Origin of the sequence: Desulfosporosinus metallidurans (assembly GCF_001936615.1) — a bacterium.
In the GTDB taxonomy this organism is placed as follows: domain Bacteria; phylum Bacillota; class Desulfitobacteriia; order Desulfitobacteriales; family Desulfitobacteriaceae; genus Desulfosporosinus; species Desulfosporosinus metallidurans.
Window position 1 is genome coordinate 22,943 of record NZ_MLBF01000046.1, and the last position, 14,639, is coordinate 37,581.

Genomic DNA, 14,639 nt, shown 5'->3' on the forward strand with positions numbered 1-14,639 from the left:
ATCTATACCTACTCATATTATATGCAGCACATTTCATGCCTGTCAAGGTTAAGACGACGAATGTAGAGTACTAATTCTTGGGAGAAATGAGAATCTCGCCATGTTTTACGAGTCCTAACTGCTCCCGGGCCAATTGTTCGATGTAACTTGGAGTGTTTAACTGTGTAATTTCATCATGAAGAAGTTTTTCCTGTTGAAGCAAAGTTACCTTTTCTTGACTCAAATTGGCTAATTGTCCTTCAACTTGAGAACGGAGTTTCAACAGTTGCCATCCTGAACTTCCAGCCACAGCCAGTGTAATGCACAGAACAAAAAGAGACCCGCTCCGAAGTCGAACCCTTTTTCGATTTTGAGTCTTAATCTTCTGTCGAGCCCTCTTCATCCAATTCCTCTCCTCCTAAGCCAAGTTCTCCTCCCGGGATAATACAAACGATCTCGTATCCTTTACTCCTCGCTCGGGTTAATAAAGTAGCCACAGAACTCTGGCTGAGACGAAGTTGTTTGGCAATGGTTTCAAGTGGTTTTCCACTTTCTTTGAGAATCACCGCTTGGCGCTCCCGAAAGCTTAACTTTTCTAAGCCTCTTATTTCTAGTTGCACTGTGGTTCACCCTTGCTAAAAAAGTTATACACAAAGTGTGGATAATCTGTGGACAAATCACTTACAAACCATGGACAAAACATGAGGATAACTCCATTATAGCCACTCCCTATTCAGTAATCAATCCCTCTGGAAAATTTTACCCTTTAGTCCTAGGCGGTAAGAGTGTATTCCACCACATTTTTAGTCTTTTTATGCTACGCAAGATCGGTTCAAGAAGAATATATTCTCCAATTCGAAAAAGAAGGAGACTGATCCAGTGCAACATTGCATAGGGCGGCCGCATTATAAGGACTAGCCCCCTAATCGGAACTTTTATCCCTCTGTGGATAAGCTCTGCGAGATACGTCATAACCCGATAGAACCCAAAAAAGAAACGAACAGAAAAACGGCTCAATAATCTTAAATAAAGAATTAGTCCCAGCAAACTGCCCCAAATAACATAAAAACGAAAGGCTAGTGCATTTGCTCTTTCAAAGAAGCGGAAAAGAATGAACAACGCCACTAAAGAAAAAAGTACATCTCCAACAAAAGTTAAAACCCATCCCCAGCCTTGCCAACGTCGAAAAGAACGATAAAAGTCAAAAACTACTCCAACAATCACCCCCGACACAATAACCCAAAAAAACGTCACGAATTCTGAGATTGTTCTTCCTCCTTTCTTCTGATTTATGAAGAATTTAACGGAAAATTCGGTTTAAAAAGCCTTGTCGAGAACCTTCGCTCGTATTTCGATGATAGATCAAAGCACTGACATGCCCTTGAAGATCCACCATCCCCTCCTCAAGATTAAGCGTTTTGATGCCTAATTGATCTCCTTTGATACTCAAAATCCCAAGTTCGGTTTCCAGAACAATTTCCTTGGGGTCAAAGGACTGAACCTTTTGTACTCCAGTCAACGCAATTTGTTCTCGATTTTCCATGACAAGGCGATGTCCTTTGCCAACTTTGTTCACCATGCCCTATCCCCCTAACTTTTTTCTTCTTAAACCCTATTCGCTTTACTCGTCCTTTAGACATTCGGGAGTCAGTTTGTTTGCACATTCGCACACGTTCCATTACTCGCCTCTGGGTCAACCTCAAGAGAAAATTTAAAAGACAGAGTCTTGTGATCAAGACTCTGTCTTTCGTTCATCCCTAATCAATTCATAGAGCGTATGGGCTTCGTTGGCCTTTACACTGTTCGGAGTCGACAAAACCTGGACTTCTATAACATGATTCCCCAGCTCTAAGATGACGCGGTCCCCTATTTTGACTTCTGCTGAGGGTTTGACAGTCCGTCCGTTAATTGAGATCTTTTCCCCTACGCAAACATCTTTAGCCACTGTGCGACGCTTGATGAGGCGGGAAACTTTTAAATATTTATCAATACGCATTATTTACCTTCCTTTTGCGAACAACTAGGGCTAACACTGGTTTTAGTTTACGGATGCCTAGCTAACAAACATTCTGTTTATGTGCTGTTCCATCGAAAACTGCACGTCTTGCTAGTACGAAAAATCAGGTTCCAGAGAAAGCCTGGAACCTGATTTTTTAACAAAGTCCAAAGACTTATTTTTGGACTGCGTCTTTGAGAGCCTTCCCCGCCTTAAAACCAGGTACTTTAGCCGCAGGAATTACGATGGTTTCTTTTGTTTGGGGATTTCTTCCAGTACGTTCCGCACGATCTTTTACTTCAAACGTCCCAAAACCAACCAGTTGAACCTTTTCACTTTGTGCCAAAGACTCCTCGATGACATCAAATACGGCTTTTACAGCCTTTTCCGCATCCTTCTTGGACATGTCAGCCTTCTCAGCAACTGCGCTAACTAATTCAGCCTTATTCAAAAATAGTCCCTCCTAATAACTGATCTTATCACGACAATTATATTTCGCGATAAATAACCAATCTCCTGCTTATTAAGGTTTATATTACTTTAATTTACCACTATTTTCTTCAGATTTTGTTTGTTCCCACAAAACATCCATTTTGTCAAGGGGTAATTGCTCGAAGTTTAGGCCGTTTTCTTGACTTAACTCAACCATTTTCAAGAAACGCGACTGAAACTTATGTGTGGCATCCCTCAATACCTCTTCCGCATCTAACTTTAAAAATCGGGATAAATTTACAGTAGCAAATATCAAATCCCCTAATTCCTCACGAATTCCTATTCCATCAGCCAAGGCAGTTTTCAATTCTTGTAATTCTTCCTGAACCTTCTCCCAAGGCCCCTCAATATCAGGCCAGTCAAATCCTACCTTTGCCACTCTACGTTGGGTTGAAGAAGCCCACATGAGAGCGGGTAAGCCTTTAGGATCGTGGAAGAAGGCCGGCTCGTCATTTTCGCTTGCCTTTTCTTCCTTCTTTATTCTGTCCCAAGTCAGGATCACATCGTCCGCTGTCTCAGCCGTTTCTTTTCCAAAAACATGCGGGTGTCGGCGAATCAGTTTTTGGATAACCCCGCGAAGTACGTCTTGGAGCTCAAAATCACGTTCTTCTGCAGCTAATTGAGTGTGAAAAACAACTTGTAATAATAAGTCTCCCAACTCTTCACACAAATTATACATATCTTGTTTCTCAATTGCTTCAAGTACTTCATAACTTTCTTCGATCAGACAAGGTTTCAGTGATTCATGGGTTTGCTCCCGATCCCATGCACACCCTTCCTTAGATCGCAAGGTTGCCATAACGTTAACTAACTTGGTAAATGAAATAACACTTGAGTTCGGGGGCAAAATGATCGTCGTTAAATGATCAAATGTCCCATGATCCATCTCGTAAAGTGGAAGCTTGTCCACTCGTTGGTCAGATGTCCCGAACGCCTGGGCAACATACACCCACGCATCATCAGGATAGGAAGCCATGAGATCTAGTTTTACTTCTGAGGCAATTAGCTTGTTATACACTTGGGGGATAACAAGCCATTCCTGACCCGTCAATCCTACCCCTTTGAGGGCGTCGTAATTCCGGATGAGTACCCCCTCAATCGGGTCGAACTGCAACACTCTAAAAATCTCATCGACAAAGCTCATGGCCGGATGAATCACGACCTCATAGTCCTGCGCCAGCTTTTCTCCAATAAGTTGGACTGTCTTTTCCGCAACCATGGGGTGTCCAGGAACTGCGTAAATCACGTCTGTACCTTTTTGCAGTTCCTCACGTAATCGCTCCGTAATTCTTTCATAAACTCTCTCGAAGGACGGTTCCTTGGCGTAAATCTCATCAAAAGATTCTACCCGCACACCCTCAGCCATCAATTCCTGAGCACAGGGATGCTGGGATGTTCGCGCGAAAATCTTCTTCGAACCGCATATAAGTCGGTAATTTCCAAGGGTCAACTGTTCCAGACCTGAAGGCCCTAAGCCTATAACATGAAGACACGAGGACATTTCTTTCCACCTCCTAGGGGTATTTTAGCATAAAGTAAACTAGCTTGCACCAAGCCGTAGGCGCTCGAAGAACGGGGGGACAGGTACGCCGTTTGCATCGCAAACGGCGTACCTGTCCCCCTGTTAAGTTTTACTGTTCCATCTGTTTCGCTAAAAAACCAGCGGCAGTCTCAACCAATTTGATCTCTAACTCGCCCATCTTCATATTTGCTTCTTTGGACAAGAGCATCACTGTTCCTATGGGATCCCCTTGGGAAATAATCGGTGCAACGACTTCACCGGTATACTTGCATTTATCGTCTTCCTCATTTTCTGGACAGCTTTTGCACGAGACGTGTTCTCCTGCAATTCCGATGTGAATCGTTTTCCTTTCTTCCATTGCCTGTTCTACGGCCGGTCCTACCGCTTTATTCAGATACTCTTTCTTTGATGCTCCGGATACTGCGATAATCGTATCCCGATCTGTGATACAAGCGATATGCCCAGTTGCCTCGGATAGAGAATCGGCGTATTCTCTAGCGAACTCTCCCAATTCACGGATTGGGGAATATTTCTTTAGTATAACTTCCCCTTCCCGATCTACAAAAATCTCTAACGGATCTCCTTCCCGAATACGAAGAGTCCGACGAATTTCCTTTGGAATAACAACACGACCGAGGTCATCAATTCTCCTCACAATACCTGTTGCTTTCATAGGCGCACTTTCCTCCTTTGTCGTCCGAAAAATCATTTTTTCCTTGTTCTTGCCACCTTAAATTCAATGATAGTATATATCTAGGGATTGCCAATTATTCATTATTTTCCAATGTAAAACAAAAGAAGGCAATTAATTGCCTTCTTTTTCTTAACCCTGTTAACTTGCAGGCTGATATCCTTTAGAATATTCGATCTTGGCGTTCTTACGCATAGTGTCAAAATAAGTCTGGAACTTCGCATCTTTCGCCGCATTGAGTGCATCTTGCGTCACTTGAGCTTTCACCTTAGCAAAGTCTGCAGCCGCTGCAGCTGTGTGTGCTTCCACTAAGATAACATGATAGCCAAATTCCGTCTTTACCGGGACGGTTGAGAATGTGCCAACTTTTTGAGCAAAGGCTGCTGTTTCAAATTCCGGGACCATCTTTCCTTTAGTAAAGGTTCCGAGATCCCCGCCTGAGTCTTTTGCTCCAGGCTCAATAGATTTTTCTTTAGCGAGTTTTACAAAATCGGCCCCAGCTTGTAATTGTACAATAATTGCTTTTGCTTCATCTTCCGTTTTAACTAAAATATGACGGGCAGTAACACTTTCAGGCTGGCTGTATTGAGGTACATTTTTGTCATAATAAGCTTTGGCCTCAGTATCGCTAACTGGTTTGATATCAGCCGTTACTTTCTCATAAACTGCCAAGAAATTCTTTAATTCCGGTTCCGTCATCCCCTGTTGTTTGAGGGTATTCTGAAACTTCGTCTCATCACCCATATTTTTCTTAATAGCGTCTTCTTGCTCTTTAACTTTTGCATCCTCAAGCTTAAGCTTTTGATTCTTTACTTCTTGAGCGATCAGCTTACCCTCAATCATGCGATCTAATATCTGACTTTTGATCTGAGGCAATGCCTGTTTTCCTTGATCTGTATCGAACTTCATCCCTTGTGATTCATAAATCTTTTGCGCATCAGCCACGCGGGCATCATAATCCTTAACCAAAATCGAGTCTCCGTTAACTTTTGCTGCCCATTTACCGCCAACTAACGAAGAGCACCCCGTGGTCACAATCATTAATGTAAGGACTCCTAAAATAATCCCCACATGGGACTTTTTCATATTGACACACCCTTTCAATTTGCATGAGACTAGTATATCAAGGAGTTGCCCTTGAAGCAATATCGCCAAAGACAACGAGCACTCGACGTACTGCTTCAATCATCTCCTCTTGACCAAGCGTGCGCATACGAATTTTGCACTCCAAATTCCCACCTGGCATTGTTTTAAAGGACAACGGATAGGGGGAAGCTGAGGCCACGGCCATCAGATACTCTCCAGTTATACTCGGGTTTGCCGCAAAACGAAAAACCACATTTTGTTTAGCTTGTTGGATTTGTTCAATTTTCAAAGTACTTGCTAGCAATTTGATTCGGATGATTTCAATCAAATGCTCGACTTCACGCGTTGGAGTCCCGAAACGATCCACCAATTCGTCAACCATCTCGCTAAGCTGTTCCTCATCTTGAACCTGCGCCAGTCGTTGGTACAACGACGCCTTAGTTTGACTGTCCACAACATAGGGATCCGGCAAGAAGGCATCCACCTGAAGCTCAATGCTCGGTTCGATGACTTCTTCGACCTTTTCTCCTCGCAGTTCCAGAACCGCTTCTTTGAGCATCTGACTGTACAACTCAAATCCCACCGCTGCAAGATGCCCATGTTGTTGGGCACCTATTAAATTCCCTGCACCACGAATTTCCAAGTCTCGCATGGCTATCTTAAACCCGGCCCCAAATTCCGTAAACTCACGAATGGCTGCCAGACGTTTTTCGGCAATTTCTGTGAGCACCTTTTGCGGCTTAAACAGGAGGTACGCAAAGGCTTTGCGATTCGATCGTCCCACACGCCCACGCAATTGATAGAGTTGGGATAACCCAAAGCGATCAGCCTCATCAATGATGAGCGTATTCACGTTCGGCATATCAAGGCCCGTTTCGATAATGGTCGTAGAAACTAAGACATCCGTCTCCTGTTCTAAGAAATCAAGCATAACCCGTTCCAACGCCGTTTCGCGCATTTGACCGTGAGCAACGCCAAAGCGCGCTTCGGGAACCAATTGACCCAAGAAATGAGTAACCTGATCCATATCCTCTACTCGATTATGCACATAGAAAACTTGCCCTCCACGCTGAATTTCGCGTCGTATGGCGTCTCGCACCACATCAGGCCGAAACTCCGTGACATACGTTTGCACCGGATACCGACCTTCAGGTGGAGTTTCGATCACACTCATATCCCTAACTCCCACAAGAGACATGTGTAGTGTCCTAGGGATTGGGGTTGCCGACAAAGTCAGCACATCCACATTACCTTTTAACGTTTTCAATTTCTCCTTGTGGGCAACACCAAAACGCTGCTCTTCATCTATGACTAATAAACCTATATCTTTAAATTTAACCGCATCGGAAAGAATGCGATGCGTACCTACAATAACATCTATTCGTCCATCCTTTAGACCCTGAAGTATTTCCTTTTGCTCCTTCGGGGAGCGAAAACGGCTCAGCATATCGATGGTTATCGGGTAACCCATAAACCGTTCCCGAAAAGTGTTAAAATGCTGCTGGGACAAAATGGTCGTAGGAACAAGCACTGCCACTTGCTTACTATCCATCACCGCTTTAAATGCCGCACGAAGAGCAACTTCCGTTTTGCCGTACCCCACATCTCCGCAAAGTAAGCGATCCATTGGCCGTGGGCGCATCATATCCTTTTTTACATCCGCAATACTCTGGAGTTGGTCTGGAGTCTCAGGATAAGGGAACTTCTCCTCGAATTCCTGTTGCCAAACATTATCCTGGGAAAAGGCGAATCCCTGGATTGCCTCACGCTCAGCATAAAGTTTTACGAGATCAATCGCCATTTCTTTGACGGCACCACGTGTTTTAGTTTTGACCTTATTCCAATCGCTCCCCCCAAGTTTGTAAAGTTTAGGTAGGGTTTCCGCAGCACTTCCCAAATACTTTTGTAAAAGATGCAATTGATCTAAAGGAACATAGAGTCGATCTTCTCCAGCATAGCGGATCCCAAAATAGTCCTTTTGAATTCCGCCGACCTCTAACCGCTCAATGCCAGTAAATTGTCCGATCCCATGATGAACATGAACAACATAGTCCCCAGGTTTAAGATCTGAGATATAGAGACTCTTCTTGGCAGCTGTACTTACCTTTTTGCCAACAGCCTTGCTCTCCCTCTTATAGATTTCAGTTTCCGTCAGAACGACTAGCTTTCCAAGCGGCAACTCAAACCCTTGGTCAAGGGAATACGGATAAACATAAACCTGTCCCGCTTTAACAGGATCATCGAGTCTTTGGCGGAAGGCAGTTACTCCACTATCCTTTAGGCCCTGAATAAGTCGCTCCACATGATCATCATCACCGGCAAACAAAGCTACGATATTTCCTTCATCCTTACGGTGCTCTATCTCTTCAACTAATAGACTTGTTTTTCCCATAAAACCCGTCAAGGGGCGCGCATTAAGATTAAAAATTCTCTTTGGCGAAAACCCTGGAGCCTGCCTCAGTAAAGTTGATAGGCCAAGCAACGGGTGTCGTTTGCCATGAATTAGAATATCATCGTAGTCAATAAACTGAGCCTCTGGATGAACAAAAGCTTCTCCAGCTTCTAATTGCTGCGTGAATTCCAGTAATCGTTCATTGGCCTGAAACTCTAATTGTTCTTTTAAACGTTGTGGCTCATCCAAAATAACAAGGTGATCCTCGGCAAGATAGGAATAAAATGGCACAAGCGACGTTTTAACTAAACTAAGAAAAGGATAAACATTTTCGTCCAAGATCCCTTGCTCAAGCCTTTCTTCCAAAAAATCAACCTGTTTTTGCAGACGCTCAGCAGCCTCTTTCCGCCCAGAACGTTGAAGCATACTCGTGGTCTTGCGTGCCTCAGCCCGAATGGTAAATCGAAGTTGCCCAAGTTCCTCCTTAGTAACAACATACTCCATTGCCGGAGAAATCAACACCTTATCCTTAGAAGCCACCGATTTCTGCGTTTCGAGGTCAAACATCCGGATGGAATCGACTTCATCATCGAAAAACTCAATCCGCACTGCCTCTCCGCCCAAGGGCGCAATATCCAAGATGCCCCCTCTTAAGGCGAACTGCCCCTTCCCTTCAACCGTCTCGACCCGTTCATACCCTCCAGTCGTTAGCGCAGTGAGAATATCCGACAAGCCATACCCTTTTCCCACTTCAAATGTTAACGAATAATCTAGCCAACGTCCAAGAGGAAACACGCGCCGTTCTACTGCGAGGACAGACGCCACTATCGTGCACTTCGGTTCCTGGGCTAGACGGTTCATAACATGAATTCGCTCGGAAGTCGTTTCCCTACTTCTACCCAAGACTTCAAAGGGCAGCCATTCCGTTGTGGGCAAATGCAGGATCGTTTTCTGAGGAAGCCATGTTTGCAAATCGTTAGCCCACTTTTGCGCTTGCTCTTCCGAATAGGTCAGAATCAAACCAGGTTTGGACTTATGCAAAAGCTGAGCAACAAAGGCAGCTTTTTGGCTTCCTGTTAAATCGTAAATCATTTGGGGCCATTCTCCCTGGCTTAACGACTGATCAATCTCTTTGATGTCGAGCCCCTGCCTAAGATAATCACGAATTGTATCCAAAAAACACTCATCCTTTCGGGCAGCAAAAAAAGATGAACGTCCGCCAAAGGACCCCCATTTGCTTCCCCCTACTAAAACACAGGGCATGGTGTTCCTCAACATGCCCCCTATACTCAACCTTAACTTACAAAGCTTAACATCCCTTCCCTTAATGGTAAACGTTTCTCGGCTTCATTTCCATTTCATGCGCACAAACCGAACAAAGGGCATATGCAACATTTCCAACGATATCCATTATAGGGTCCACGCTCTGGCTGGTCAAGTCATCTAACTCAATCTCCCCAATAATTCGATCACAGGCCTGACAAACTTTGAAAATCTTCATCCTGAAATCACCTCCCTAGCTAGTAGAATTGCCCCTAGCTTAGGAGGTTATACTCTTTTTAACGATGGTATAAATTCATGGCATGATCCGTTTCCCCTTTAATCCAGAGGTGGGTCGCCTTCACTGCACGTCCAAGTACCTCATCTAACAGCGTAAGTTCATTTTCTTCAAAGGGGGAAAGGACAAACCGTGCAGGGTCCCACTCTTTGGGTGGACGACCCACACCCAATTTTAGCCGCCAGAACTTCTCAGATCCCAACTCAGCTAGAATGGATCTAATTCCATTATGCCCCCCTGCGCTACCTTGATTACGCAAACGGATTTTGCCCAACGGTAAATCCATATCATCGTGAACAATCAATAAATCGTCCCCTTTAACTTTATAAAAATGACAGAGATCACTCACCGAACGTCCGCTCAAATTCATAAAGGTTTGAGGCTTCAAAAAGAGAACACGTTCCCCTTCCACATTTCCTTCCGTCCACAATCCCTGAAATTTTGTGCGAAATTGAAGTTCGTAGAACTCTGCCAACAGGTCCACCAACAAAAAGCCAATATTATGACGCGTCTCTGAGTATTGGGGACCTGGGTTTCCGAGACCGACAATAACCTTCATTCTAATCTCCTCCAAAGCATATTCATCTCATACTCTGAATACATTCTTTAAGAATAGGAATCGAATCATCACCAAAAGGGGGGTGAACCATGTGAAACCCAGTCGAAAGTATTTATCCTTACCGATCATTTCCCTTCAGGAAGGGCAACAAATCGGATATGTCAAGGCCATAATTCTTAACGCCAGTACCAAGTCTCTAGCAGCCATTGTTGTTGACCCTAAAGGTTTTTTCAAGGATCAGCGCATTATCCCTTATTCGAGAGTCGTCAGTGTCGGCGATGACGCAATCACGATTGACAAGGAATCCCACGTGGAAAAAACCTCAAATCTTCCGGAACTATTTGATTTGGTCAAAGAAAAATTGACCATCATCGGGACAAAGATGGTCACAGAAACAGGAAAAACACTGGGCACTGCGGATGAATATTATGTTGAACCACAAACAGGAAAAATAACCCAGATAGAGATTTCAGGGGGTAAACTCGAAGGATTCTTGAGCGGCAAGGCCCTGATTGCTGCAGAATACATTATGACAATTGGACACGATGTCATCGTCACTCAAAAAGGAAGTGAAAATGCACTCACCGTTGCGGATAAAGGACTCAATGACTCCTTTAAAAACTTAGTTCACTCCACGACCCATCTGGCTTCGGAAACAACTCACACCATCAGCAACTACTTCAAACGAACGAAAACCCAATCTGTTTCTAACCCTGCTTCCGAGAAAATCCCCGTCATCATTCCCGAAATTGAAGCGACCGTCTCAGACGAGCAAACTGTTTCGGAAATCCCTATAACCAAAGAACCCCTGGGCTAATACCCCAGGGGTCTTTTTTAACTGAAGAGCTTACTGACCGAAAGATCTTCGTGAATGCGGACAATAGCTTCGCCTAAGAGTGGGGCCACTGACAAGACCTTAATGATGGGAATCGTCTTCTCTAGGCCTAGGGGAATCGTGTTCGTTACAACAAGTTCACGAATAACGGAGTTTTTTAAACGTTCAATTGCCGGCCCAGATAAGACCGGATGGGTACAGCAAGCATACACTTCCTTGGCGCCCCGTTCTAGGAGGGCCTGGGCCCCCTGGGTAATGGTTCCTGCGGTATCAATAATGTCATCAATCATGATCACGGTCTTCCCCTTCAGTTCACCGATGACATGCATAATTTCAGAAACGTTGGGTTCTGGCCGTCGCTTATCAATAATAGCAAGGGTCGCACCGATCCGTTCAGCGAGATTTCGTGCTCTCGTAACTCCACCTAAATCCGGAGATACGACGCAGAGATTTTCAAGTCCCTTCTCCCTGAAATACTCAGCCAAAATTGGGACTCCGGGCAAGTGATCCAGAGGAATATCGAAGAATCCCTGAATTGCCGGAGCGTGTAAGTCCATTGTTACAACGCGATCTGCTCCTGCCGTGGTGATCAGATTGGCCATTAATTTCGCCGTAATGGGGTCACGTGCCTTTGACTTGCGCTCTTGGCGAGCATAACCATAATAGGGCATTACGGCAGTAATACGGCGTGCTGAGGCCCGACGAATGGCATCAATCATAATCAATAACTCCATTATGTTGTCATTCGTGGGATAGCAGGTGGGTTGAACAACGTAGATATCCGACCCCCGAACACTTTCATCAATGGCCAGACAGGTTTCACCGTCTTGGAAACGTTTTATTTTTGCTTCACCGAGCGGAACTCCAAGATAACTCACAATTTCCTGTGCCAACGGCCGATTGGCATTTCCACAGAAAATCTTAAATTCTTTTGCCGCCATGCCTTTTATAGCCCCCTATTTTATTGTTTTGCGCTGCCAATGTTCCTTAGTCACTTGCTGGCTCCGTTCAACTGCCAAAGCTTCTGCAGGAACATTCTTGGTAATAGTAGAACCTGCGCCCGTAACAGCATGATCTCCCACTTCAAGTGGAGCAACTAGATTTGTATTACTGCCGATGAAGGCATGATCTCCAATTTTGGTTGGATATTTGTTGCGCCCATCATAGTTACAAGTAATTGTACCAGCTCCGATATTGGTTGATTTTCCAATATGTGTATCTCCAATATAACTCAAATGAGGTACTTTCGATCCTTTTTCGATCCAACTATTTTTAATTTCTACAAAGTCCCCCACTTTTACTTCCGCTTCTAGCTTTGTACCTGGCCGCAAATAGGCAAATGGGCCAATGTGACAGTGTTCCCCGATCGACGCATCTTTTGCCACAGTGTAGGTCACTTCAGACCCACACCCCACTGTACAATTCTCCAAACTAGTCTGGGGTCCAAGTACGGCATCTTCTGCAATACGCGTTTTACCCATCAGACGAGTAAAAGGCAAAATCCTTACGTCCTGTTCAAATTCTACTTCCGCGTCAATAAAGGTCGAGGAGGGATCTACAATTGTAACCCCTTCTGTCATCCAATGTTCAAGAATGCGCTCGCGAAAAATTGCTTCAGCCTGGGCCAATTGAGCCCGGCTATTAATCCCCAAGGCTTCATGGGAATCCCCTGTGCAATACGTCAACATTTTTTTCCCTTGCCTTAAAAAAACATCAAAGACTTCTGTCAGATAATATTCCCCTTGCGCATTTTGCGGGGTGATTTTCGTCAGGGCATCCTTGAGTGCCGAGCCCTCAAAACAGTACGTCCCCGTATTAACTTCTCTAATTTGTCGCTCATCAGGAGTTGCGTCTTTTTCCTCGACAATTTTGGCAAGGTCCTCACCACGTTTAATAACCCGACCGTACCCAAACGGTTGATCCATGTAGGCTGTTAATACCGTAGCACTAGACCCTCTAGTGGTGTGCAATTCAATAAGTGCGCGTAGTGTCTCAGGTTTAAGTAACGGCTGATCCCCACTTAAGACAAGAACGGTCTGAACGCCCTCCAAAAAAGGCAAGGCTTGCATAATAGCATGTCCCGTTCCAAGTTGTTCTGTCTGAACGACTATCTCAGCCCGTCCGCTAAGGCTAGCCTCAACGACTTCTCGTCCATGCCCGACAACAACCAGCGGACGTTCAATCCCGACTTGGTTTGCCGCATTTAAGACATGTTCAAGGAGAGTTTGCCCTGCCAATGAATGCATGACTTTCGGCAACTTCGATTTCATTCTTGTCCCTTTTCCTGCAGCCATGATCACCGCTACTAAATTAGGCATATCTAAATCGCCTCCAGCTTAGTCTAACCTCAACTTATTTTTACATTCCAAATGTAATTTATTCGTCAAAATTGCCTAAAACCCTTTTTTAATTCCAAAGTTTTATAATTCAAATAAAGAGCACTGCGAAAAAGGAGACCTATCGACAAGGTCCCCTTCAATCCGATCTAACACATCTATAATTAGCATTTAAAGAAAACTTGGCTGGCGCCAAGCCTCCGGCGAGGCGGCAGCCTTAGTTGCACTTATGCTTAGAAAGTAAAGTATATAACGCAAGTTTATACTTTCTGATAGTATAAAGAAAACTTGGCTGGCGCCAAGCCTTAGCGAAGGCGGTCGCCTTAGTTGCACTTATGCCACCCGAAACTTATACTTTCTGATTGGTATTAAATAGCTTCTTGATAAGCTTTTAAGACAGCCGTCTGGATTACCTCTCGTGCTGCAGCAGATATAGGGTGGGCGATATCACGAAATTCTCCTTCCGGTGTTTTACGGCTAGGCATGGCTACAAAAATACCGTTCATACCTTCAACGACTTTGACATCATGAACAACAAAAGCATTATCAAAGGTCACGGAGACCACTGCCTTCATCTTTCCTTCCGTGTTTATCTTCCGAACCCGCACATCAGTAATATTCATTATGAATCACCACCCTTCCATTTTTCTTTCCGGGCTTGTTCATAATGATATTCTCTGTATGGCAAAAAAATCCTGCCTTGAATTTAAATCCATAAAAATTTCTACGAGTAAACTAGGGTCCTACTTATTAAATTCAGAAGGCAACTTAGAGACAACCAGCGTCTTACCCGTGTTTAGATCCAATTCTTTAAGCTGTAAAAGAGATAAATATCCGTCGACAAGCTTAGGCTCTGCAGTCACCTGGGCTTCCACCAAGACTCCAATTCCCACAACATCCGCTTCAAATTCGGCCATCAAATTCTTCATCCCCAGAGCGGTTCCTCCCGCCTTCATAAAATCGTCGATCACGAGGACACGCTGTTGGGGTTCTAAGGCTCTACGGGAAAGGGACATAGTTTGAATCCGCCGAGATGAACCAGAAACGTAATTAATGCTCACGGAGGAACCTTCAGTCACTTTATTTCCACTGCGAATGACAACCATAGGCAACCCTAAGGCCTCTGCTGTCAGAAGGGCAAGTGCGATTCCTTTCGTTTCGATCGTAACCACTACATCGGGTTTTTGTGGTCT

Annotated in this window: 17 protein-coding genes; 1 reads left to right on the forward strand and 16 read right to left on the reverse strand. The window is 44.5% G+C overall.

The window, feature by feature from the left end; genetic code table 11:
* Positions 1–70: 70 nt before the first annotated feature.
* The 12 genes from DSOL_RS20095 to pth all read right to left on the reverse strand — a co-directional run bounded on the left by DSOL_RS20095 (position 71) and on the right by pth (position 10,275).
* Positions 71–382, reverse strand: coding sequence for an FtsB family cell division protein (locus DSOL_RS20095; RefSeq protein ID WP_075366576.1), 312 nt, complete (start codon positions 380–382; stop codon positions 71–73).
* Positions 357–599, reverse strand: coding sequence for a sigma factor-like helix-turn-helix DNA-binding protein (locus DSOL_RS20100; protein ID WP_075366577.1), 243 nt, complete (start codon positions 597–599; stop codon positions 357–359). Before DSOL_RS20100 ends, DSOL_RS20095 begins: the two co-directional genes overlap by 26 nt.
* A gap of 139 nt (positions 600–738) precedes the next feature.
* Positions 739–1,233 (reverse strand): spore cortex biosynthesis protein YabQ, encoded by a 495-nt coding sequence (yabQ, locus tag DSOL_RS20105; RefSeq protein WP_075366578.1) that lies wholly within the window; start codon positions 1,231–1,233, stop codon positions 739–741.
* A 46-nt stretch (positions 1,234–1,279) separates the two neighbouring features.
* A complete protein-coding gene (gene yabP / locus DSOL_RS20110) occupies positions 1,280–1,558 on the reverse strand; it encodes a sporulation protein YabP (RefSeq protein WP_075366579.1) in 279 nt (92 codons plus the stop codon).
* 153 nt (positions 1,559–1,711) lie between these two features.
* A complete protein-coding gene (locus DSOL_RS20115) occupies positions 1,712–1,975 on the reverse strand; it encodes an RNA-binding S4 domain-containing protein (RefSeq protein ID WP_075366580.1) in 264 nt (87 codons plus the stop codon).
* A gap of 175 nt (positions 1,976–2,150) precedes the next feature.
* A complete protein-coding gene (locus DSOL_RS20120) occupies positions 2,151–2,426 on the reverse strand; it encodes an HU family DNA-binding protein (protein ID WP_075366581.1) in 276 nt (91 codons plus the stop codon).
* Positions 2,427–2,510: 84 nt separating this feature from the next.
* Positions 2,511–3,968 (reverse strand): bifunctional methyltransferase/pyrophosphohydrolase YabN, encoded by a 1,458-nt coding sequence (gene yabN / locus DSOL_RS20125; protein WP_075366582.1) that lies wholly within the window; start codon positions 3,966–3,968, stop codon positions 2,511–2,513.
* Positions 3,969–4,098: 130 nt separating this feature from the next.
* Positions 4,099–4,662, reverse strand: a complete 564-nt coding sequence (gene spoVT / locus DSOL_RS20130) for a stage V sporulation protein T (RefSeq protein WP_075366583.1) — start codon at positions 4,660–4,662, stop codon at positions 4,099–4,101.
* Between the two features lie 159 nt (positions 4,663–4,821).
* Entirely contained in the window at positions 4,822–5,766 is a 945-nt protein-coding gene (locus tag DSOL_RS20135; protein ID WP_075366584.1) for a peptidylprolyl isomerase, read from the reverse strand.
* Positions 5,767–5,803: 37 nt separating this feature from the next.
* Complete coding sequence (mfd, locus tag DSOL_RS20140) at positions 5,804–9,334, reverse strand: transcription-repair coupling factor (protein WP_075366590.1); 3,531 nt, start codon at positions 9,332–9,334, stop codon at positions 5,804–5,806.
* Between the two features lie 148 nt (positions 9,335–9,482).
* Positions 9,483–9,659: a hypothetical protein gene (locus DSOL_RS28140; protein WP_170871579.1), complete on the reverse strand. Its 177-nt coding sequence runs from the start codon at positions 9,657–9,659 to the stop codon at positions 9,483–9,485.
* 58 nt (positions 9,660–9,717) lie between these two features.
* The gene (pth, locus tag DSOL_RS20145) at positions 9,718–10,275 is read right to left on the reverse strand and encodes an aminoacyl-tRNA hydrolase (protein WP_075366585.1); all 558 of its coding nucleotides are present in this window, start codon (positions 10,273–10,275) and stop codon (positions 9,718–9,720) included.
* Positions 10,276–10,366: 91 nt separating this feature from the next.
* On the opposite strand from pth, the gene DSOL_RS20150 reads away from it, so the two are divergent.
* Positions 10,367–11,092 carry a PRC-barrel domain-containing protein gene (locus DSOL_RS20150; RefSeq protein WP_075366586.1) on the forward strand — a complete coding sequence of 242 codons (726 nt, stop codon included), beginning with the start codon at positions 10,367–10,369 and terminating at the stop codon, positions 11,090–11,092.
* A gap of 17 nt (positions 11,093–11,109) precedes the next feature.
* Here the strand turns inward: DSOL_RS20150 and DSOL_RS20155 are convergent, their stop codons facing one another.
* The 4 genes from DSOL_RS20155 to DSOL_RS20170 all read right to left on the reverse strand — a co-directional run.
* Entirely contained in the window at positions 11,110–12,051 is a 942-nt protein-coding gene (locus DSOL_RS20155; protein WP_075366587.1) for a ribose-phosphate diphosphokinase, read from the reverse strand.
* A 15-nt stretch (positions 12,052–12,066) separates the two neighbouring features.
* Positions 12,067–13,428 carry a bifunctional UDP-N-acetylglucosamine diphosphorylase/glucosamine-1-phosphate N-acetyltransferase GlmU gene (gene glmU, locus DSOL_RS20160; RefSeq protein WP_075366588.1) on the reverse strand — a complete coding sequence of 454 codons (1,362 nt, stop codon included), beginning with the start codon at positions 13,426–13,428 and terminating at the stop codon, positions 12,067–12,069.
* Positions 13,429–13,814: 386 nt separating this feature from the next.
* Positions 13,815–14,069: a septation regulator SpoVG gene (spoVG, locus tag DSOL_RS20165; protein ID WP_009617236.1), complete on the reverse strand. Its 255-nt coding sequence runs from the start codon at positions 14,067–14,069 to the stop codon at positions 13,815–13,817.
* Positions 14,070–14,189: 120 nt separating this feature from the next.
* Positions 14,190–14,639, reverse strand: a 450-nt coding sequence (locus DSOL_RS20170; RefSeq protein WP_075366591.1) for a phosphoribosyltransferase family protein, incomplete at its 5' end; no start/stop codon positions are given.

Coding starts and splice junctions, on each gene's coding strand:
- yabN (WP_075366582.1), bottom strand. CDS start 3,968: ATGTCCTCGTGTCTTCATGTTATAGGCTTAGGGCCTTCAGGTCTGGAA.
- pth (WP_075366585.1), bottom strand. CDS start 10,275: ATGAAGGTTATTGTCGGTCTCGGAAACCCAGGTCCCCAATACTCAGAG.
- yabP (WP_075366579.1), bottom strand. CDS start 1,558: ATGGTGAACAAAGTTGGCAAAGGACATCGCCTTGTCATGGAAAATCGA.
- spoVT (WP_075366583.1), bottom strand. CDS start 4,662: ATGAAAGCAACAGGTATTGTGAGGAGAATTGATGACCTCGGTCGTGTT.
- DSOL_RS20095 (WP_075366576.1), bottom strand. CDS start 382: ATGAAGAGGGCTCGACAGAAGATTAAGACTCAAAATCGAAAAAGGGTT.
- DSOL_RS28140 (WP_170871579.1), bottom strand. CDS start 9,659: ATGAAGATTTTCAAAGTTTGTCAGGCCTGTGATCGAATTATTGGGGAG.
- DSOL_RS20135 (WP_075366584.1), bottom strand. CDS start 5,766: ATGAAAAAGTCCCATGTGGGGATTATTTTAGGAGTCCTTACATTAATG.
- spoVG (WP_009617236.1), bottom strand. CDS start 14,069: ATGAATATTACTGATGTGCGGGTTCGGAAGATAAACACGGAAGGAAAG.
- DSOL_RS20115 (WP_075366580.1), bottom strand. CDS start 1,975: ATGCGTATTGATAAATATTTAAAAGTTTCCCGCCTCATCAAGCGTCGC.
- glmU (WP_075366588.1), bottom strand. CDS start 13,428: ATGCCTAATTTAGTAGCGGTGATCATGGCTGCAGGAAAAGGGACAAGA.
- DSOL_RS20155 (WP_075366587.1), bottom strand. CDS start 12,051: ATGGCGGCAAAAGAATTTAAGATTTTCTGTGGAAATGCCAATCGGCCG.